Annotated in this window: 11 protein-coding genes; 2 read left to right on the forward strand and 9 right to left on the reverse strand. The window is 31.8% G+C overall.

Translation table 11 applies throughout. From position 1 onward, the window contains the following. Positions 1–180 precede the first annotated feature (180 nt). On the forward strand, positions 181–804 hold the full coding sequence (locus tag NHF47_RS15535; protein ID WP_252765800.1) for a MarC family NAAT transporter: 624 nt from the start codon (positions 181–183) through the stop codon (positions 802–804). A gap of 47 nt (positions 805–851) precedes the next feature. Then, positions 852–2279: an SDR family oxidoreductase gene (locus NHF47_RS15540; RefSeq protein WP_252765801.1), complete on the forward strand. Its 1428-nt coding sequence runs from the start codon at positions 852–854 to the stop codon at positions 2277–2279. Between the two features lie 89 nt (positions 2280–2368). On the opposite strand, the gene NHF47_RS15545 is transcribed toward NHF47_RS15540, so the two are convergent. The 9 genes from NHF47_RS15545 to NHF47_RS15585 form a co-directional block, all read right to left on the reverse strand. Next, a complete protein-coding gene (locus tag NHF47_RS15545) occupies positions 2369–6529 on the reverse strand; it encodes a T9SS type A sorting domain-containing protein (protein WP_252765802.1) in 4161 nt (1386 codons plus the stop codon). Positions 6530–6551: 22 nt separating this feature from the next. Beyond that, positions 6552–13898 (reverse strand): T9SS type B sorting domain-containing protein, encoded by a 7347-nt coding sequence (locus tag NHF47_RS15550; protein ID WP_252765803.1) that lies wholly within the window; start codon positions 13896–13898, stop codon positions 6552–6554. A gap of 319 nt (positions 13899–14217) precedes the next feature. Then, complete coding sequence (locus NHF47_RS15555; RefSeq protein WP_252765804.1) at positions 14218–14868, reverse strand: hypothetical protein; 651 nt, start codon at positions 14866–14868, stop codon at positions 14218–14220. A 285-nt stretch (positions 14869–15153) separates the two neighbouring features. Continuing rightward, on the reverse strand, positions 15154–15666 hold the full coding sequence (locus tag NHF47_RS15560) for a hypothetical protein (RefSeq protein WP_252765805.1): 513 nt from the start codon (positions 15664–15666) through the stop codon (positions 15154–15156). A gap of 112 nt (positions 15667–15778) precedes the next feature. Then, positions 15779–16084 carry a hypothetical protein gene (locus tag NHF47_RS15565; RefSeq protein ID WP_252765806.1) on the reverse strand — a complete coding sequence of 102 codons (306 nt, stop codon included), beginning with the start codon at positions 16082–16084 and terminating at the stop codon, positions 15779–15781. Between the two features lie 120 nt (positions 16085–16204). Continuing rightward, a complete protein-coding gene (locus NHF47_RS15570) occupies positions 16205–16708 on the reverse strand; it encodes a YegJ family protein (protein WP_252765807.1) in 504 nt (167 codons plus the stop codon). Between the two features lie 205 nt (positions 16709–16913). Next, positions 16914–18218: an AbiH family protein gene (locus NHF47_RS15575; RefSeq protein WP_252765808.1), complete on the reverse strand. Its 1305-nt coding sequence runs from the start codon at positions 18216–18218 to the stop codon at positions 16914–16916. Between the two features lie 176 nt (positions 18219–18394). After that, positions 18395–19693 (reverse strand): biosynthetic peptidoglycan transglycosylase, encoded by a 1299-nt coding sequence (locus NHF47_RS15580; RefSeq protein WP_252765809.1) that lies wholly within the window; start codon positions 19691–19693, stop codon positions 18395–18397. A gap of 270 nt (positions 19694–19963) precedes the next feature. Then, a complete protein-coding gene (locus NHF47_RS15585; RefSeq protein ID WP_252765810.1) occupies positions 19964–21754 on the reverse strand; it encodes a DUF6119 family protein in 1791 nt (596 codons plus the stop codon). Positions 21755–21783 lie beyond the last annotated feature (29 nt).

Here is a 21783-nt window from a genome sequence, read left to right on the forward strand (position 1 = left end):
ATTTGTATTTGTTTATGGTTTGTATTAATTCGAATTGCAATTGTATAATAGTACTTTTTTAACTTGTTTTTAAAGTAATATTTTAGATAAAATTAGTAAAATAAAATTTTAATTTTAACTTTGAGATAACTTTATTTTAAAACGTTGTTTTAAAAACAACTGTTTCTTTGCAAAAAAACTATGGAACTATTTATTTATGTCTTTGCGGCTTTATTTTCTGTTTTAAATCCTTTAGGAGCAGTCCCTGTTTTTGTAGGTTTAACCCAAGACGACAGCAAACAAGAACGCTCTAGAATTTCATTATGGGCTGCTATTAATGTAGCTATCATACTAATCATTTCCTATTTTATAGGTAAATATATGCTTCAATTTTTTGGTATTAGCATAAATGCTTTACGAATTGCTGGAGGTTTACTGATTGTAAATTCAGGCTTTAGTTTGCTTTCTGGTAATGTTAGCAAAAGAAGAGGTGTAAATAAAAAAGTAACTAATGATGCCATGCAACGAAATGACATTGCTTTAACACCTTTAGCTATGCCAATGCTTGCTGGACCAGGTTCCATGTCTTTATTAATTGCTATGTATCAAGAACAGCCAGAATTATTTCAAAAAATAACAACTTGTGCAGCCATTTTATGTGTTTCTGTTACCATTTTTTTAATTTTAAGAAGCGCTCACTATTTATCTAGAATATTAGGAGCATCTGGTTTAGTTGCTATTTCTAGAATTATTGGTTTTATCGTAATTGCCATTGGAATTCAATACATCAGTAGCTCTATAGTAAATATCTTCCAATCTATTTAACGAATGTTTAATGGTTTTTCTTAGTAACTTTAAAGAAAAATCAATTTATGAGAATTCTACTTACTGGAGCCAATGGTTATGTAGGAAGACGTCTATTACCTGAACTTCTAGCCAATGGTCATGAAGTAATTTGTTGTGTAAGAGACAAAAATCGTTTAGGTATCGATGAAGAGACCCTTAAACTTATTCATATTTGGGAGGTAGACTTTCTACTAAAACCGAATCTAGATAACCTACCTCAAAATATAGATGTTGCCTATTACCTCATACATTCCATGACTTCTTCAACAACTGCTTTTGATGAAATGGAATCAAAAACAGCAGAAAACTTTAACACTTATATGTTACACATGCAACCGCAACAGGTTATTTATCTGAGTGGCATTGTAAACGACAATCATTTATCCAAACACTTGCAATCTCGAAAAAATGTAGAAGAGATTTTATATCAAGGAGATTATAAATTAACGGTTTTAAGAGCGGGAATCATTGTTGGTTCAGGAAGTTCTTCGTTTGAGATTATTCGCGATTTATGTGAAAAACTTCCTTTTATGATTACACCTAAGTGGGTTTTAACGAAAACCCAACCAATTGCCATTCGCAACGTTATTCAATATTTAATTGGAGTGTTATTTCATGACGAATGTTATAATAAATCATTTGATATTGCAGGACCAGATGTATTATCTTATAAACAAATGCTTCAGTTGTATGCCAAAACTAGAGGCTTTAAAAACTGGATTGTTACTGTTCCTGTAATGACGCCAAAATTGTCTTCCTATTGGTTGTATTTTGTAACCTCAACTTCTTATAAATTAGCAATGAATTTAGTAGACAGTATGAAAATTGAAGTTATTGCAAAAGCCAATAACTTACAAGAATTATTAAATATTCATCCGATTAGTTATGTTGAAGCAATTGAATTGGCTTTTTTAAAAATTGAACAAAACTTAGTCATTTCGAGTTGGAAAGACAGTTTAGTAAGTGGTCGTTTTCGAAAAAACTTAACGGAATTCATTCAAATACCAAAATACGGTTGTTTAACAGATCATCAAACTATTCCTGTAAATAACATTGAAAAAACATTAGATAACATTTGGTCAATTGGCGGTTCAAAAGGTTGGTATTATGGTAATTGGATGTGGAAAATAAGAGGTTTTTTGGACAAACTAGTTGGAGGTGTTGGTTTACGAAGAGGTCGCACCCATCCTACACATATAGATAATGGTGATTCATTAGACTTTTGGAGAGTTTTATTGGCTGACAGAGAAAAAAAGAGACTGCTATTATTTGCTGAAATGCGTTTACCTGGAGAAGCTTGGTTAGAATTTCGCATTGACGAAGAAAACATCTTGCATCAAATTGCAACCTTCAGGCCTAAAGGTTGGTTAGGCAGATTGTATTGGTACATCTTAATCCCTTTCCACTTTTTTATTTTTGGTGGTATGATACGAAATATAGCTAAAACAAAATAAGTAATAAAATTATTTCTGATTCATAAAAAAGATAAATAAAAAAACCACATTCGGAAGAATGTGGTTTTAGTTTTAAAAGTACTAATACTTTATTTTTGAATAATTAGTTTTTCCGTTTTAACAAATGTCTCTGTTTTAATTTGAACCATGTAAATACCCTCACTTAATTGATTTGGTAGTTCTATCTTAAAATCATTTAGCCCATTAGTAATTAAATTCTTTTTCTCAAAAATTAAGTTTCCAGCAATATCATATAATTTTAAATCACAAGAATCACTAGCAGCATTCAGTTTTACTGAAAAAACGCTACTATTCAAAGGATTTGGATAAATTAAAAATCCCTTTGATAAGCTAAAATCTTGATGTGACAAACTATTTCTATCAACCATTATAGTTTCTTCAAACACAACATTATTAAATATATCAAAAGCTTTTAATCTGTAATAAACAATATTTTCTGTAGTATTATCAATATAATTATAATTAACCATATTATAACTTGTTCCTAAAGCATTTTGCTGGTTAATCTGAGTAAAATTACTATTGTCAATGCTGCTTTCTAAAATAAATTCACTCGAATTAAATTCAAGTAACGATTTCCATTTTAATTCTATTGGTCCGGTTAATTCGAAATCTGCATAATAATCTGCAATAATAGTTTGATTTAAAGCTACATCTTCTAAAACTACATATTCTGTACTAGCAGTTAAAGTTCCAATAGTAGCAGTCAATTTCGATTGACCCGGAATATTTGTTGCTATATTAAACAAATCGGGTTGAGAAATAATCATTGGATATTCAATAACATAATTTACACCAGTTAAGTCATTAATTTCTCTTTCAACAGTATCACTAAACATCCCTAATAACTTAAAACGATGTTGGTTTCTTTCAGAAATCTCAATTACTGGGTTTTCAAAACGTATGGATTGAAGAGTAATATTAGAAGGTAGATCTACTACTTTTTCAAGTTTATGAATAGCAGTCATTGCTCCTTCTTTAAATCCATAAGCAATAATCTCAATTTCTCCATCTAAATCTGTTGGAATTTCAAAAGTAAAAGTGTTTTGAAATAACAAGTTGTCATTTTTTTGTAAGAAAAAGGAGATGTCAGATTTCTTTTTACTATTGATTTCCATGATAATATTATCAATATCCTCCTGATAAACATCAAATGTTACAGTTGTTCCTGACAATAATGCTGATGAAAAAGAATTAGGATGTATCACTATTTTGGAATTATTTGTAAGATTTTCAGACTGTCTATTCGTTTGTCCTTGAAAACCTGCTAAAAAAGTATAATTTAACCCTTGATAACTAGGTATACCTTGTTTAGTAAAATTTGAATTAGAATCATCAAAATTTTGCTTTAATTTTTCAAAAACTTCACTGTGCACTGCGCTACTAAAAATAACAACATTTTCAGGGTTTTCTAATTTTTCTTCCAAAGTGGAATGAGCAATATTATAACCTGGAAAAGCACTAACAAATTGATCATCTAGATTAGCCCTCATACTTGGTCTTGGAACTACAAAGTCATTCGGGCCTCCGTATAAATATGTAGTAAAGTCATCAATACTTTGGAATGCCTGACTACCAATATATTCTATAGATTTTGCCAAAATATACGTTTGCAAGGTTCTTTTAGGGATGACAAAAAAGGTGTTGGAATCGAAGTTTAAATTACACAAGTCTGGTCTTTGAACACAAAAACTAAAAGTTGTTGCCACTGCATGAAAGGGAATTCCATTCATTTTTTGACGATAAGGAAGACTATTTAATTTTGGCACAAACCAAGTACTTGCATTAATACCTCCAGAAATATAATCGTGTTCTACAATTAAATTTTTTGCTCCATAACTATTCACCTTATCAGCTTCAGGTATTGTACCACTAAAAAGGTCCTTAATTTTCACTGGATCAGAAGGACCATACAAAATCTCATTCGCTAAATTTAAGCTTGCTAAAGGTTGAGGCAATACACTTGAAATTAAAGATGTTTTTTGTAATCCTGTTAGAATAACCCTTTCATCAAGTGCACCATTGGCTCCATGCGCACCAAAATGTGGCGTATTTAAAGTAACTAAAGCATTTATATCATTATTATATTCTATATCAGGTTTAATTTCTTCAATATAAGCTCTTGTATATAATCCTCCTCTACTATGAACAATCACATTTACTTTACCAGCAGAAACTTTTGAATCTAAAGATGTTTTTATTAAAGATTTAATATACGTGGGTATGATATGAGCATCTCTGTAAAAATGATTTTCTGCAACTTCTTTGTCTAATCGCCAAGCTAAGGAAATTTCATTTTCCGAATAGCCTTTATTCATAAAAAATTCTTTTATTCTTTGTAAAATATTTACATCAGACCATACTCCATGTCCAAATAAAACGGGAGGCAAAGAAAATTTAATCGGATGCCTGAAAATTAATTCATCCGTTTGTTGAGGGAGTTGCTTAAAAACAAAAACATCATATTTGGTATAATGCTTATTTGGTTCAAAATCATTGCCTTGAATATGAGTAGGATGTTGAAAAATAAAATCTACATAATCTAAATCTTGAACATTTGGTTGCCCTTCATAATCTTCAATTGGTTTAAGCATAAATTTTCCATATCTTGCTATGTACTCTGGACTATTAGGATCTCCTGGCAAAACATCAGAAGTATTTTTTCTAAGTTCAATTCTATACAATGAGTTGGAAGCATAATAACCTCCTGGATCGTCCGTTTTTAAACGTAACACCGATGAAGTTGTACCATCTGCAGCAAATGACGGAATTCCGTCACTTGTTGGCACATAGCTCAACGAAGTTGATTTTAATATGGCAAACTTAGTATAATTATCATTTCCATTTATTTTTTCTTTGAAAGGTTGCTCCTTGTCTTCTACATGATATACAAAAAAATCTCCTAAAGGAAGATTACATCTCATAATCCCATCTGGAGTTGCAATCCAAGAATAACTTTTAGACTCTTCACTTTCAACACAACCAGCAATGATAGTATTAGATAACATATCTGGATCATGAACACATCGATAAGAATCGTAAAATGTTTTAGAAAAAAGAGTATAGGCATTATGAGAAAAAACATCACTTACACCATCATAAACTATTAAACCTTTGTTTGTACCTAAATACACTCTACCATCAGAATCTCCCCAAATTGCAGCTCTATTAAATGAAGTTCCTGGAGGAAGAATACTACTATCTGTAATGTTTTTCCATACACCATTTTTTAAAACTGAAAACCCATTTCCTGCTATAGGAGTTGTTACCCAAACCCCTTTGTCATTTGCATAGACACCATTAAATATTCCATTCTGAGATACAAATCTAGCGTCTTGAGTGGTATACTCTCTTACATATTGTGGTACTGCTTCATTAGTATATTTTATAATTCGAGGTTTTAGATAGGTTGTAGGCACTACATTCCCTGATGAGTTAAAAACACCATTAGAATCATTATACCCATATACACTAATATAAATAAAACTACTATCCACTGAAATTGCATTTACCGTTCTGCTATCTGGAGAAACACTAACTGGAGGATTATAAGTATAAGCAGGATAAGGTAATCTTTCCAACATAATACCCGTTGTAGTTCTATTCTGCCAATCGTTCCAAGTACTATAATTCTCAAAGGGACCACTAGCATCTGCCATTCTCGAACAAATTGAACCTGGAGTAACAATATAGTCAGGAGAACTTGTAACATCATGGTAGCGATGGGCTGCCCATACCTTATTATATGGGTCAACAACTATTTGCTGTACTCTTCTTGTAGGAAGACCTTCCCCTTCTGAATAAACCGTAAAACCTCTAGCATTGATACCTGGACCAAAATGTTGCACGGCTAAAGTATTTACATTAATTTTTTCAATGCCGCCTTGACCTCCAGTAGTATTAATTCCTTCATGAGCAATCCAAATGTTACCTGATTGATCTTTTGCCATTGAAGTCATTCTTGTACTTCCAATTGCTGGAGTCGTTCCTAAAGCTTGTACACTAAAAGTAGGCGTTTGTTGCGTCTGATCCATAAAGAAAAGACCTTGACTCGTTGTTCCAGCCCAAATATTTTTATTCGCATCGGACGTAATCGATGTGAAGGCTTGGCCCGTATGATAAGTGGCGAATCTAGGCTCATTATTCCCAGTACCTTGTGCATACACACCACTTATCATTAGCATACTTACATACAACGTAAGCATGAATAGATTGTAATTTGTTTTCATGTTTGCTTGTTTAAAATTAAAATTATCGTTTCATACTAAAATGTGACTTAAATTCTTTGTCTGTATTATTTTCTCTGTAATAAACTGTAAACCAATAATCGGTAGAAGGCAAATCATATCCATTATAGGTACCATCCCAACCTTCTTTATCCGGCACTAATTCTTTTAAAAATTTACCATATCGATCATATATATATACTTTTGCATTCGGTTGATTTTGTATACCTCTAATGTGCCACGTATCATTATAACCATCCCCATTTGGAGTAAAAAATTTATCGTAATCCAATACAATGGCTTCTAAAGTTACTGGCTCACAACCATTAGTATCATAAACCGTAATAGTATACATTCCAGCAGTTACATTTTGAAAAATAGTTGAAGTTTGAACAGGTTCATTATTCAATTGATATGCATAAGTTCCATTACCAATTGTAGTAACAATAATGCGAATAGTATCCTCGAAAGAGTACTCTACTTTAACAGATGCTGCTGCAGGTTGGGATACAATAACCGTACTTCCGGCTGGCTCTGAAACGCAACCTGTAACAACATCTGTAGCCACTACAAAATAATTTCCGCCTTGTGAGACTTCTAAAGTAGCTCCAGTTGCATTAGGAAGTAAGGTACTCCCTAGATACCATTGAAAGGTATAGGCATTACTATCTAATCCAGAATCGATAGTAAAAGTAGCGAGTAATTGATTGTTTAGTGGATCCGTACAAATAAATCCATCTTGTGGCGTTGGATTAGGTAACATTGGAACAGTAATGTCAAAACTAGTAGTCGCCATACATTTGTTCTGAGTAGATTCATCTACGACTTTTACATAAATAGTTTGCGGACTACTTACATTAGTATAGTTTGAAATATCAGCGATGGGCTGATCTGACCAAAGATCCATTTCAGATGCATAAAAATGAATGGATATATCAGAATTCCCATTTTGAGAGCCTAAAATATTTGGTATCAAAGGATTAAAATCGAACACATGAAAACCGTCATTTACACCATCTTCATCACAAATCGACATGGAACTTGGTGCAACTGCAAAAACAGCATTTTCAGTTACCAATGCAATAGAAACCGTGGCAATACAATTGGTTTGAGTATTCAAAATACTTGCCCAAATGGTAGTAGAAACACTTACATAAGGAGAATTGATGGGATTCGTTCTTAGTTTGGCTTCATTTTCTGTCAAATGATAGCTAACCAAAAACTGATTCGGGTTTTGTCCATTTAAAACTTCAGCGGTCTTCGTTTCCAAATCAAATTGTGCTTCTCCAGAAGTATTGATGATACAGCTTAAATAAGGTGTCACAGTTGTTACATTAGGCAATGGATTCACTATAATGGCTTGAGAAACTATTACTGCACAAGTAGATAAAACACTTACAGGTAAAGTAATGATTCTTAGATAAACAGTTGTACTTCCAGTTTCATAATTTGTAAAATTTAAAATAGGATTTAGTCCTGTTTGTGCATCAATAGCCGACTCATGATAACTCACTTGATAGGCATTCCCATTCAACATCATGCCTGTATTTAAGCTCAAATCAAAAATTTCTGTCAAGTTCCCTGAATTGATATCATCGCAGGCAATTAAAGCAGGCAAATTGGTAACCAAATTAGTTGGCTTCGCTACTACCTCTATTTCTTGCTCTACTACTATAGCACAATTTTGTAAAGTAGTAGCTACATCAGATTGTACTCTTATCCAAATACTGGTTGTTCCAGAAAAATAATTCGTCACTGAAGTAATCGGATTTATTCCTAACTGTGCTTCATTCAAAGAAGTATGATAGGAAACCAATGCCGTTACGTCTCCATTTCGAATATAATCTATATTAGTACTCAAATCAAAAGATTCTTGTAAATCACCTGTTACATTGTCATCACACAAAAGAATTTTAGGAGGATCTGTTCTTGGCGTAGGTAACGGAATCACTTCTAACTCTTGCTCAATAAGTACGGCACAACTCGTTAAAGTACTAACGGGTGTGGTTACCACTCGTATCCAAACACTGGTTGTTGTTGAAGAATAAGCTACTGGATTAGCTATTGGATTCAATGCTAATTCTGCATCTTGCTGTGTTTCATAATAGGTTATGTTCCAAGTAGTATTTCCATTTCTAATATAGGTTTCATTTTGAGTGATATCAAAAGTCTCCATTAAATCATGATCCCCATTGGTATCACATAATTCTATTTTTAAAGGTTGTGTCAACGGATTAGGATACGGTACAATTTCTATAGCTATTGTAGTAACCGAATAACAACCTGCTACATCTTCAAAACGAATCCAGTAGATTTGGTTAGCAACCGTTTGCAAATAATTGGTATTCGAAACTAGTTCCCCAGCCACTTCATTTTCAGCACCATTTTGTGTAAGATAAGAAGTGATTGTATAATTGGATGCATTTGCATGTAAATTCGAAAAATAAGCAGACAAATTAATAATTTCTGTAGAATTTCGGTCAAGATCACAAAGCTGAACCGTATGTGGAGTTAATACAATTGGAGCATAAAAAGCATATTCCAATTGCTTGATAATCGGACAACTTGTAGCTACATTAGATATGGTTACAAAAATAGGAGTCGTAAAATTAGTAAATGTATAAACAGAAGGAATACTATTCGTATTGGCTACTGCATCAGCATAAGAAGTATAAAATTGCAAATTCAATGAAGCTGGCGCATACATATTTAAAATACCATAAACTGTTGCTCCTAAGTCTATCGTTTCTGTTCCATCCGCATTGTTATCACAAAATTGGGTTGAGGCTGGAAAATCATACGCTTCATAAAAAGGATTTAACGTTAGGGTAGCATACGTATCACAATTATTGGTTCGACTCAATCGTACATAAACCACACTCGGATTAGGTGTTGCATTTTGATAATTAGTTGGATTTGTCAATGCATTGGTATTATTCTGCATATCTACCAAAGTCGTAAAATAAGTAAAACTCACTCCGGTAGCATTGGTAATTAAACTCGTTGCATCGGTTAAATCAAAAAAAGCTACACCATCATTGTCAGGATCACATTCGGTAAGCGTAACGGCATTGGTTAACATCGGTACATCAGGAACTAAACCTATAATCACCGCTTTTACTTTACTACAATTATTTATATTAGTTCCTTTTACATAAATGGTTTTAGGAAAGTCTACCAAAGGAATCGTATAGTTGGTCGTATTGGTTATTGGATTTATCCCAGCCAATCCATCCGCTTCGGAATTAAAATATTGAAATGTAAATGGCGTTGGGTCTTCTACTACTGTACCATTCAATTCTGCCAAGTCTAAAACATAAATTCCATCTAAATTCCCATCGCAAATATCATACACGCTGTTAACGAATTTTGGCAAATTATAAATCTGTAATTCGAGCACTTTTATAGTAAAACATCCAGTTATATTATCTTGAAAACGAACATATATCGCAGTGGTTTGATTCGCTACTACAGTATAATTTGTTGTAGTAACAATCGCAGCAACATTATTCACTGCATTCGCATTACTCGTATGGAAAGAAATCGTATAATCACTTGGATTATTAATCATTCCTTCGGTTCCTACACGAGGTATAGAAGCTTCTAAATCAAAAATCGCTTGTAATTGATTGGTCGTAGAAATATCACAGCTAAATTGAACGGCATCATAAGCCTCAATAAGTGGTAAACGCTCAGGTGTAATGGTTGCAACCGAATAACATTGTGTGGTATTATCAATTACTTTAACATACACCGTTTGTGCCACATTAGAACTGTTAAAAACCGCATTAAAATTGGTCACATTCGCATTAGACAACACATTAATGTTGTTTTGTAAATTGGCTAAACTAGTATAATATTGAAAAGTCAAACCTGTCATCGAGGAGACCAACTGGCTTTGGAAACTGAATAAATTAATCGTTTCAGAACCATTTCCTAAATTATCACATACTAACGGATTAATACTAGTTACCAAAGGAGTTGATTGAAAATCGATTTCAATTGGGAATACACGAGAACACCCCGGATTCAATCCGCTTTGAATGCGGACATAAACCACACTTCCATCTTGCACTGTAAAACCAACTGGCAATTCTGGAGTTCCAGCCGTAGCATCGACAAGAGTTTCAAAATACTGAAACGTATATAAAACGGTATTTACTGGAATAATTTGCGCATTAAAAACTTGAAAATCTCCAATCGCTTCGTTATTATCATTATCAAAATCACATTGATTCACGGTAGTAGTCACCGATAGTGGTAACGTTCGAATTTCAATGGCAATCGGCACAATACGCGTACAACCTGTAACTGAATTGGTCAGTTGCAAATAAATCGTCCCTGAAGTTCCCAAGATAGTCGTATCATAGGTAAACAAATCCCAATCGGGTAGTATCTCATAAACAGCATCACTGGTTTGTGCTGCTAACAAACTCGTATATAATCTTCTAATAATTGGCTGTGAAGGATCTTCGATAACAATAGCGCCTACCAAACTATTTAAATTCCCTAATATAACTTGGTTGTCATCATCTAAGTCGCAATATTCTTGTGTACCAATGGGATTCACATCTACAGAATCATAAAACCCAAATTGAAATTCCTGAATAGCCGGACAAACTACAGGGGTATTAGGTGGTAAAACCGCTGTCTCTTCTACCCTTACAAAAACCGTTGTGGTAGTCGTTACATTGTATGTAGCGGCATTCGCAATGACATTAGTATTCAAATACGCATCATTCAAGGTGGGATGCAAGGTTAAAACAGGAGTGGTATAACCCGTAACAGCTACAGTTGGTAACAACGTAGTCAAATCAAAAACCTCAACACCATCTGCATCAATATCACAAACCTGAGTGACTATTGGGGCTTTAATATCATAGGGTTTCAAGTTGAAATTCAAGGTATAATCACTATCACAACCATAAGACGATACTTTTACATACACAGTGGTTAAAGGTCCATTTATCGTAATCGTCGTAATCGGATTAGAATTCGTAAGATAATCAGCCATTGAAGCATAAGCAGTTACGGTTTCTCCAGGATTATCATTCCGTATGGCTTGCAAATAAGAAACAGGAACGGGACTATTTTCTAAATCGATAAATTCCGCATCATCATTAAAAACATCACAAATTTCATATTCTATAATTTCATGTCTTTTGTATTTCAAAGGCACAATTATTCTTTTGATTCCTACAATTCCATTGGCATCAATAAATCGCACCCAAATCTCCGAATACGGAGCCACAGGAGTATACGCACTCACTTCTGCTGGTGTTAAAAATACAGCAGCATCTGCGGTTTGCGCTCCTACTAAAGTGGTGTAAAAACCAACAGCCGTTGGCACTGGATTTACGGGAACGGCTTGCATCACATTGGCATACACCACATTCAAATCGAAAGTAGGTATCACATCACCAGTTTCCAAACAAGCACCTAAACCTCCAAAACCGCCGTTTCCGCCTCCGCCTCCACCGCCTCCATCGCCTCCTTCAGCAATACAGAATGTTAAAGTTACTGGAATCACTCCAAAACAATAACCTGAAGCATTGGCTGCCACATAAATAGTGGTCTCCGTTTGCCCTTGTGGAATACTCACATTAAAGGCATTAGGATTGCCAATCGCATTGGTTTGGCTATTGGCATTCGCCAAAGACGTATAATACATTAATTGCAAATCCGAAGGATTTATTGGTCCTACCGAAGCTGTAATCGGAATACTCGTAAGATCAAAAATTTCATTCAAATCGAAATTCGTATCAGGTATACACGCTACTGTAGGCACATCTAAAACCAAACGTGGCAACAACTCCAAACGTACAGTAATAATATCAAAACATTCGGGATGAGCTGTATTATAAACCCGTACATACACATCATAAAAACCAGGTGGATTCGTCAGGTTGATATAGGTAATCGGATTGACATTTGCAGTGGCATTGGCTAGATTCTGAAAATAGCGCACCGACATCCAAGAACTGGTATATCCTGCAATTTGATTGGTTAAACTCGGCAAATAAATATTATTCTCTACATTATCATTATTCACATCACAGTAGTACAACGTGACATCATTTAGATCGGGGATTTGATATAAATTAATGGTAATTCTACCTGTTGAATAACAAGTTCCTAAGGTTCTACGATAATACAAAGTGGTAACTGTAGTGGTTAAATTGTACGTATTCATGTTGGCCAACGGGTTCAGATTGTTGTCCGCTTCCAATTGGGAACCATGAAAACTAATCACTTCTGTACCCATTGGGGTTACTAAAGCTTCCACATCATATACCTCATTAGGAAAAGGAGCTGTTGCATCGCAAACATTTCTTACAATATCAGGTGAGGCAGGAAAACTCGGATCATAGGTAACAGTAAAAACACCTTGAATTTGTCTTGGAATACAGGTATTATAAGTAACCGTAGCGGTATAAAACGTATCGGCTTGTGGTGGAATTACTTCAATAGGATTACTGTTCCCAATGTTCACTCCAAATTGATTGGTCCAAACAATCGACGTTGCTGAAGCTCCTGAAGGTGTAAAAGCATAGGATTCATTGTTCACAGCAAATTCAGACGTATTTCTTCCAGGTGCAGCCACACCCAAAGTTCCATTGGCATTGTTTAAACCAATTAACGAGTTACCGTTTCCATTGGCACTACTATTTCCTAAACAAGGTAACGGTTTGTCTTGTACATGAATCTCAATCGCATTGGTGGTTTCAAACAACACCACTTGAAAATAAGCTTTAATGGCATTGGCTCCCAAACAATTAAAATAATTCAACCCGTTAAAGTTGACTACCATTTGTCTAAAAGGAGCGGTTCCTGTTGTATAATAACTTATGGAACCGCAATCTTCACCAGTAGCACAACCAAAGCCAACTGGCGCCATTATATAATCTTGAAAGCCTCCAAAAATCGCATTTCGAATTAAAGACGGACTCGGAGTGGTATTGGTAATCGAGGAAAACGACCCTTCTGGTGTTGCAGGGTTGTAACCAAAACGAACAATTCCATTATCGGACACATTCAAAGACGTATAGGAATTACCATAAAAACAAAAGGTAAACCCAATCGGCACGGTGGCACTCCAAACATCATCACCCGCAATTGCAATAGGGTTTCCATCAGACAAATTTCCTATTAATCCATAGGGTACAGCGGCAGCCGTATAATCGGTAGTCGATTGCAAACTTGGATACGTAGCGGTAAGTTGAATTCTTTGAGGTGGGATAAAATTATAGGTACAATCTAGTAACGCATTGTCCACATTGCCATTATGGTCGGAAATAGAAACGGTAGGTGTTTGTCCCATTGCCAAAAAACTAGCCATAGCAAGGGCTAGTGAAAAAATAATTTTTTTCATAGATAGTTTAGATTTTAAGCAAAAAAACAACAATTTCCAAACAACCTATCTATATAATCGATGAAATCATCATTTAATCGATGAAAAAAATCGGTCTCTTTTTTCGTACCTTTTATCTCACTAAAAAATTACATTTTAACTATATAAATTGTTAAAAAACAACACTTTTAGCAATTTTAACAACACCCTTATCTTGTAACATTGAGGAAGATTTTTTTCTTCGTTTGAAGCACTTGTATCGAAAAATTTGTTTTTTAAATAACCTAGAAAAAACCTCTCAACAAATCCCACAAAAAAAGGGCTTTTAAAGCCCTCTTTCTTAATTTACTAATTTGGTTGTATCTGTATTTCGTTTTGCGCGTCGCATTCTCGATGTTATTCTGGTTATAACATATTCATCCCGTTTCGTTAAGCCATCATACATAATCTTACCCGCTTTGGAAATCGTACTAATGTAAGCATACAAGGCGTCATATTCCTGTCTGTTATCGCTATGCAATTGCTTTTTGATATTCATCACCACGTTTTGCATACCGTTTTTAATTTTTATCTCTTCTTTTAATGCTTCTATTTCAGCGGGGAAAGTCGCACTCATGCCTTTGGCTTCTAAGACCGCTCTTTTACTTTCCACAAACTGAAGCAATGCATCCAGTTTTAAAATCGCGCCTTCTATGTTTCTATCCATTAAAGTACGCTTTACAGCAGTAATACTTTTCGTACTAATTGCCGCACGTTTAAAATAAAAAGAAAGAAAATTAAGGTCTTTGTTAATTTGGTCCGACGTAGTATACAAACTAGCCGTTACCCCTTTTTGCTCCTCGGTTATTACGAGGGATTGCTCTAAACGCGCCACTTTCGCCAATTGGGCTTCAAAATCATTTAGATACGTAGTTGAAAATTCGCTAAAACGCGTTGCTAGTTCTTCTCGATCACGCTCAAAACTAGCCTTTAGGAAGGTACCCGCAGGCACATACTCTTCCATCTTTAAATAAAAACCTTTACTCATGTTTATAATTATTTGTTTAATTATGAAACAAAATAATCACAACAATTAAGCCAAAACATAGAACTTTTCTTATCAAAAATCATAAAATTTTCATAATTTACAAATAAAACGTTGAAGTGTATAGAATATAAGATAAAGGGTTGTTTTTTGGACTTCTTTAGGTACGCAAAGTTCTAAACTTTATACTTTGAAGAGTAGAAACACAAATTATACCCAAGGCTTCAGCCGAAGAGACGAAGTAAATCCAGGCTATAGCGTTATATGTTCTATTTCTTTTTTATTTTTCGACAACCAATCTTTTGCAAATTCTATTATAATCTGACGAATAGTATGTCTATTTGCATTTTCCCAATAATGAGTATATTCTTCTCCATTTTTAAAATCGTCCCAAGCCCAATAAAGCCTTGAAAAATCAAAAACAATAGTAGTGTTATCATTATCTTGACAAAAAGTATGAATTAATTTTAGATTTTGTTCAATATTTTCGGATGCAGCTATTTTCTTTATGTAATAAGTACTATAACTTAAAATCGCATCATCTTTACCTAAAATTTTAATATTTAATTCCTGTAATGTTTTTTTTAGATATTCTTTAACTTCAAAGAATTGACTAGGTTTAGATATTCCAGCCAAAATCAATAAATTTTCAGAATGATATTCTAACAATAACATTTCATAAGCCCAATCAATACAATCATCAGAATTAAAATTTTCGATTTCTGAAAATGCCACTATTTTATATGTTAAATCACTAAACTTCATGTATTCCTGTTTTTTTAAAATAACATTACAGCTAAAGGTTTTGTGCTTTGTGCTTAAGCAGGTTTCAAACATAAAGTCAAAAGTTTCAGACTTTGTCTACTTCCCCTATTTTTTATTCCCAATTAAGATTATCTCTATTAATTTGCTCTTGAACTTCTTGCAAGCTTTTAAATATCCTAGTTCTTGGCCAAGTAGTGTCAGTATGTTTTGATTGTTTCCATGTTAAATGAACAATTGCATAGGTTGGGTTCTTGTCAAGAATTTCATAAAGCACATCATCATTATCATCTCGTCTAGCTATCGTTTTTACTTTTTTATCAGCCAAAACGTGATGAGAAGCAATTTCAATCTTTAATTGCTTTGTTAAGTCTTGGTCAGTTTCATACCAAGGATGTTTATATGTAATTACGTCTTTCATTTTATGATATACAACTTGTTTATACTTCTTGTTTTCGCATAGCTATAAACAACTGAGCAACGTCTAAAGTTTCTAACTTTGTGAAGCTAAGACAAATAGTTTATAAATACAAGTAGCCTCTTAATCTTCAATAAGTAACCCATATTCTTCATCAAATTGTTTTCTCTCCTCTTCAGTCATACTATTTCGTAATACTCTAATTGTATATCCACCCTGTAATTTTTGATTCTCAATATACATCCAATCACTAATATCTTCTTCTTTAATTTGGATAGTATCTCCTAAATTGACATCTGTAGTAAATTCTGGCAAATTATCAACGACACCAAAATACTTATTCTCTTTAAGCGTTATACTACTTACCCAAATATGCTCACTTCCATTTGAAGTATTAAATTTTGTTTTAAGAGCAAAATACTCAAATGCTGGATTACCACTTTTTAATGCTTCATTAAACTTGTCTAGAGTTTCTTTTGCCATTTTTATGGCTTGGTTCATCTCTTCATCATTTTCAGCAAAACCATAAATTTCTGGTTCCCCTTCTCGTTCAATCTTTGTTGTTTTGTTATTTGTACAACTTACAAGTGTAATGGAAATGATTACTATCAGCAAATAGTGTTTCATAGATAAATATGTTATTTTAAAATAGTTTAGCGTTTTGCCTCAGCTGCGCAAAGCCCGAAGTTTCGAACTCCCTACTTTGCGCTAAAGTATAAAAATCATTGATTCAACTATTTTATAAATGATTTTTTGTGTTAGTAAATTAACTAAAAGTGCTATTAACTAGACCTCAAAGTCAGGAGACTTTGCGGAGCTTGGGCGATAGAAATCAAGACAAAGGTTCACAATATTCTTTATTAACAACCTTATCCCTTAAAACTGATTTACTATTAAAATTTCTTGTAATATTTCTAACGATATCACTGTAATTATCTGTTCCATCTGCTTTTTTATGATAAAAAGGTTTTACTGAACAACAATGTTTATGTTCAAATAAAGTATTTAATAAAGTTCTATCAGAAATACCACAAGAATGTCCAAAAATAAAAATTTGATAATCTCCACTGTTTAAAAATTCTAATAGTCTTTTATAGTTATCAGTCTCTAAATACTTTATCGATTTAATATTTTCAAGATAAATATTATCGTTTAAGTTTTCAATAGATTTATAATCATCATCAATTTCATCTCCAAATCCAAAAATCACATTATTTCCATCATGTTTATCTGTTGTTCCATGAATATGAATAATTTGCTTTTTAGGTGCTTTTTTTGAATCAAAATAATCAAATTCGTTATGGTGTAAATATAATTTTTCAGTAAAAGTATAATTAAAATTTAAGAACAAAATTTCCTCTGGCATCAAATTAAAAAAATTGTATGCATAGTCAGAAACCAGTAATTTTCTTATCTCTTTTTGAGGTTTTTCTTTTCCAATTCTATAAATTAATCTTCTACTTTCTTCATTTAATTCAGCCTCCTCAATCATACCATCCTTCAAACCTTTAATATCATTTTGTATATTTTGAAATTCAATTTCAGCCTTTTTATTAATTGAACTTTCTGTAAAATCTTTCAATTTAAATTCTGAATAAATTTTGCTACCAATACTACTTTTTAATTTTAAACTATTTTCACTGTTACTAAAATTATTAAGAAAATTATTTTCAATCCCTTTTAAGTAATCTTCTAGCAACTGCTTAATTCTTTCAAAATCATTATTTAACACATCAATCTTATAAGAGCAATTTTCATCTTTATAAGATTCTTTTAATAAATAATAGTATTCTTTCTCAATATCTACCCAGTTTTGTATACTTTTTTTTCTAGTTAGAATCTCTAAAAAAATATTCTTAAATTCTAACTTTAGATTCAAATGTTTTAAAAAATCAATTAAACCTTCAAATGTTGTACACTCATCATTCCAACGACCAATATTCCAATGGCTTGGAATATTAGAAATTTTAATTTCATCATTTTCTAATATACTATCTCGAGTTGTAATATTTCCATTAATATTATTTCTAACTCCTTCAATTATCTTTTCCCAGTAATCATTTATAAAATGATTGTAACTGGTACTCATTCCATGAGCTAAATCAAATCCATTTCCTATAAGTATTATTCTGTTCATTAGTTTAGATGTTTTGCTGAATTTCTTATTGGTAATACAGGCATGATGTCTCTGTTAATCTTATTATTTTTTTTAACTCTCAAAGTAATGAACCTTTTAGGGGCGGGCACGGATAATAAATCCGCGCTATCAGGAGAAAAAAATTAATAATCTTACCAAAAGTCTTTTATCAGCAGTTATTCTTTAAGCTTTCTATTTTCAATCTGCTTTTTATAAACTTCTGTTAATTTTTCTGAATCAATTACTAACTTCGTTCTGTTTTTCAAATGGTCTATTCTTTGCCAATTAACTGTTGATGTAATATTTGAAAGTCTTTCAACAAGAAAAAAAGATTCTTCTTTTGTTAGCTCTTTGTCTTTTAGCTCACCCAAAAAATATTTAATAGCGTTAGACAAACCTAAAACTCCACGTTCAAATCTTACAGATGATATGTAAAGTTTTAAAATTTCATCTTTTTTGAACTGCTTATTTAACCATAATGAAAGAAAAATTTCAGTAATTTTTCTACGGTACTTATTTTGGTTTGATGGAATAAACAATGACCTAGAAAGTTGCATAGTAATTGTTGAACCTCCATGTTTTATGTAACCTGATTTATTTCTTAGAAATTTAAATCTGCTTAAAGCACCTCTTAGAAGTGATTTAAAAGATATGCCAGAGTTAGTTTTAAAATCTTTATCTTCAATATCAATTAGTATTTTTTTTAAAACATCGTATTTTACATTTAATCTTTCAAGCTCTATATATGAAAGTTTTGCACGATATAATATATATTCAAAATTATCCATTAATTTTATTCTGAAAATTTTACAAAAAAATTTTATAAAATTTAAATAGTTAGTTTCGTGTTGCTCGTTTAAATGATGTCTAAAAATAAAAAGATACCAAATTGTCAAAAGTATATTTCCATAAAACCATTTGATTTCAAAGGGCAAATATTGAATTAAAATTGATTCTTTTTGATTAGTTGCTAACCACCAAATTACATTTAATCCTATCGTTAAAACCCAAAATGGAACCGTTTGAAACCAAAACCAACCATTGAAATATTTAATAACAAATGGATTATTAGCGCCTTCAACTCTCCAATTTGGAAGTGTAAGGTGTATGGAACCATAATCCAAGCCTAACATAGCTCTAAGTGAAACAACTTTTCTAGCATTGATTGTAATTTGTCTTTGTAACTCAACAAAATAGCGCAATAATATACCTCCAAATGCAATAAGAATTAATGAAAACACAAGGGAGTTAGATTGAATAATTGTGAGCGTTTTTTCTTTTTCGTCAGTATCTTGATTAAAAAAAAGTGGAATTAATATTGTTGTTACAGCAATTAATATATTAGCAACTTGTCCATACACTTTAGTTTGAGTATTTGCGATTTTTTGTGCTTCTTCAAACTCTAATAACACAATATCTCTGTGTTCAGATTTAAATGTATATGTTGGATAATATTGTTCGGCTTTGCTTTCCAAAATTTTATTTATTAAGTTTTAGTTAGTTTTTATTTAATGAATAAACCATCTGATTGTGAGTAGTAATGATTGCCAACAATCTCAGTTATTAATAATTATATTAGTATACATAAATAGCATTTTTTTATATCCACCACGGTTTCGGGCTTTGCATTCGGGCGGTAAAACGAAGCACAAAGGCTTGCTTTATTACGAATGTTTAATTGAAAAACTGTCGTTGAATTTAGCACTGAACCCGCAATTTTGCCAAACTGTTATTACCTTCAGTTTTTATTTTATTTGTGATATGTCAATAATATGAATATCAAAATTTTTGTAATTTCTTATTTCACGAACTGTTTGAACTATGGCAAACTTAGCAATATTAGATTGACACAATTCAATTTTTTCTATTGCGGTTTTTCCTTTATAAGATTCATAACGGTATGCCATTACAAAATTTATTTTTAAATCGCTATTTGAAATTTTATTATAAACATCATTGTAATCAAGCTTATTAGTAGGATTGAATTTATTATAATATTCAACAGTGTCTTTGAAATAGCTACTACCATGCACATTGTTCAAATCATTCCATAATCTTTGAGAAGATAATGTAATTTGATTTGATAAACTTCTCATTTGAGTATTAAAACCATCTTTCACGTGAATGAAATATATGTTTTCATCTTCAATGTATAAAATGTCACATAATTCAATATTTTCTTTAATTCTTTTATCAAAAATATAATAGTTTTTATCAGTGTGTGAATTATTGTAGTAATCTTCATCTCCAGTTGTCCAAGGTTTCAATATATTTTTCTTTAATTCATAGAGTTTGTAATTATTTATAGCTTCATTTTGAATTTGTTGTAAAAACGTATCGTCTAAGAAAAACCATTGATTATCAATTCTAAAATATTTGTGATTATAATAAGGAATTTCAGCTACTATATGATTGTAGAATGTATCAAATGTAATTTCCTTATTATCAATCATACCTATAATTGACATTTCATAAAGCTTTTGTTCAATTGAGAATCGATCTAAGATGTTTTCAGTGTTTTGGTAGATATATTCAGTTGATTGAGTATATAAATCGTTTCTACCGTTTATAATTTTATCATTTACTGATTTCTTTCTTTTGAAATGTAATCTGAATTGATTGCATTCAAAGAATTTTTCTATTCTTTTTGAATTTACTACTTCAATTATATCTTTATTTTGACTTGAAAGTCTATCAGGTGTATTGTGTAAAATTACATCATCAATTATTTTAGATTTCAAAATTTTGTCTAAATCATCTGATAAATCTTGAGAATTAACTCTATTAAACAAGCTCAAATTTTTATAATTTGATTTATCAGACATTATGTTATTTATATCTTTTACTAATTCTTTTAGCTCATCAAAATTCAATTTTTTACGTAAACTGAAGTACGAACCAATTTCCATTAATGCATTATCGCTATCGATTTTGTATTTTTTAAATATTCCCTTAATTAATTCATCTCGAATAATTATTTTTAATTTTTTTGGTATTTCAGAATATACTAATGAATCTTTTATAGATTGAGAATTATTGTACGTATTAGACCTTTGTGATAAATTACCTGTAACACCTCTGGTATTCACAACTATAGTAATATCATCATTTGGACTTGCAAAATGTTGATACAAATCAATACCAAAATAATCATTAATGAATTTTTTAATAACATTTATTCCATTACCACCTAAAACACAATATATTTTGTCTTTATAAACAATAAATAAAACGAAAGAAAATTCGATTAAATCAAAATTTTGATCTTTAACTAATTCATCTGGCAAAAAAAGTTTCCAATAATTCTGATCTTTGGGATGATTGTAACAATATGTATAGAAAGTAAAATCTTCTTCAGTATGTTTTTCAAGTTTTGGTTTAACAATTGAGAAATCTTGTTCATCGGCTAATAAATGTTTTTTATGATTTTCTCTAATAATCTCAACTATTTCCTCGGTAGACTTGTCTCTTAATTCAAAATGACTCCTATCAATTTGAAATATTTTTAAATTAAACTTAACTTTTTTTATCGACATGATGATTTTAAAATTGCAGGTTACTTAAA

Origin of the sequence: Flavobacterium sp. NRK F7 (genome assembly GCF_024054195.1) — a bacterium.
Taxonomy (GTDB): domain Bacteria; phylum Bacteroidota; class Bacteroidia; order Flavobacteriales; family Flavobacteriaceae; genus Flavobacterium.

Bases quoted from the DNA above. Each gene is read 5' to 3' on its own strand.
- NHF47_RS15585 (WP_252765810.1), bottom strand. From the start codon at position 21,754: ATGTCGATAAAAAAAGTTAAGTTTAATTTAAAAATATTTCAAATTGAT.
- NHF47_RS15540 (WP_252765801.1), top strand. From the start codon at position 852: ATGAGAATTCTACTTACTGGAGCCAATGGTTATGTAGGAAGACGTCTA.
- NHF47_RS15535 (WP_252765800.1), top strand. From the start codon at position 181: ATGGAACTATTTATTTATGTCTTTGCGGCTTTATTTTCTGTTTTAAAT.
- NHF47_RS15570 (WP_252765807.1), bottom strand. From the start codon at position 16,708: ATGAAACACTATTTGCTGATAGTAATCATTTCCATTACACTTGTAAGT.
- NHF47_RS15575 (WP_252765808.1), bottom strand. From the start codon at position 18,218: ATGAACAGAATAATACTTATAGGAAATGGATTTGATTTAGCTCATGGA.
- NHF47_RS15550 (WP_252765803.1), bottom strand. From the start codon at position 13,898: ATGAAAAAAATTATTTTTTCACTAGCCCTTGCTATGGCTAGTTTTTTG.
- NHF47_RS15560 (WP_252765805.1), bottom strand. From the start codon at position 15,666: ATGAAGTTTAGTGATTTAACATATAAAATAGTGGCATTTTCAGAAATC.
- NHF47_RS15565 (WP_252765806.1), bottom strand. From the start codon at position 16,084: ATGAAAGACGTAATTACATATAAACATCCTTGGTATGAAACTGACCAA.
- NHF47_RS15545 (WP_252765802.1), bottom strand. From the start codon at position 6,529: ATGAAAACAAATTACAATCTATTCATGCTTACGTTGTATGTAAGTATG.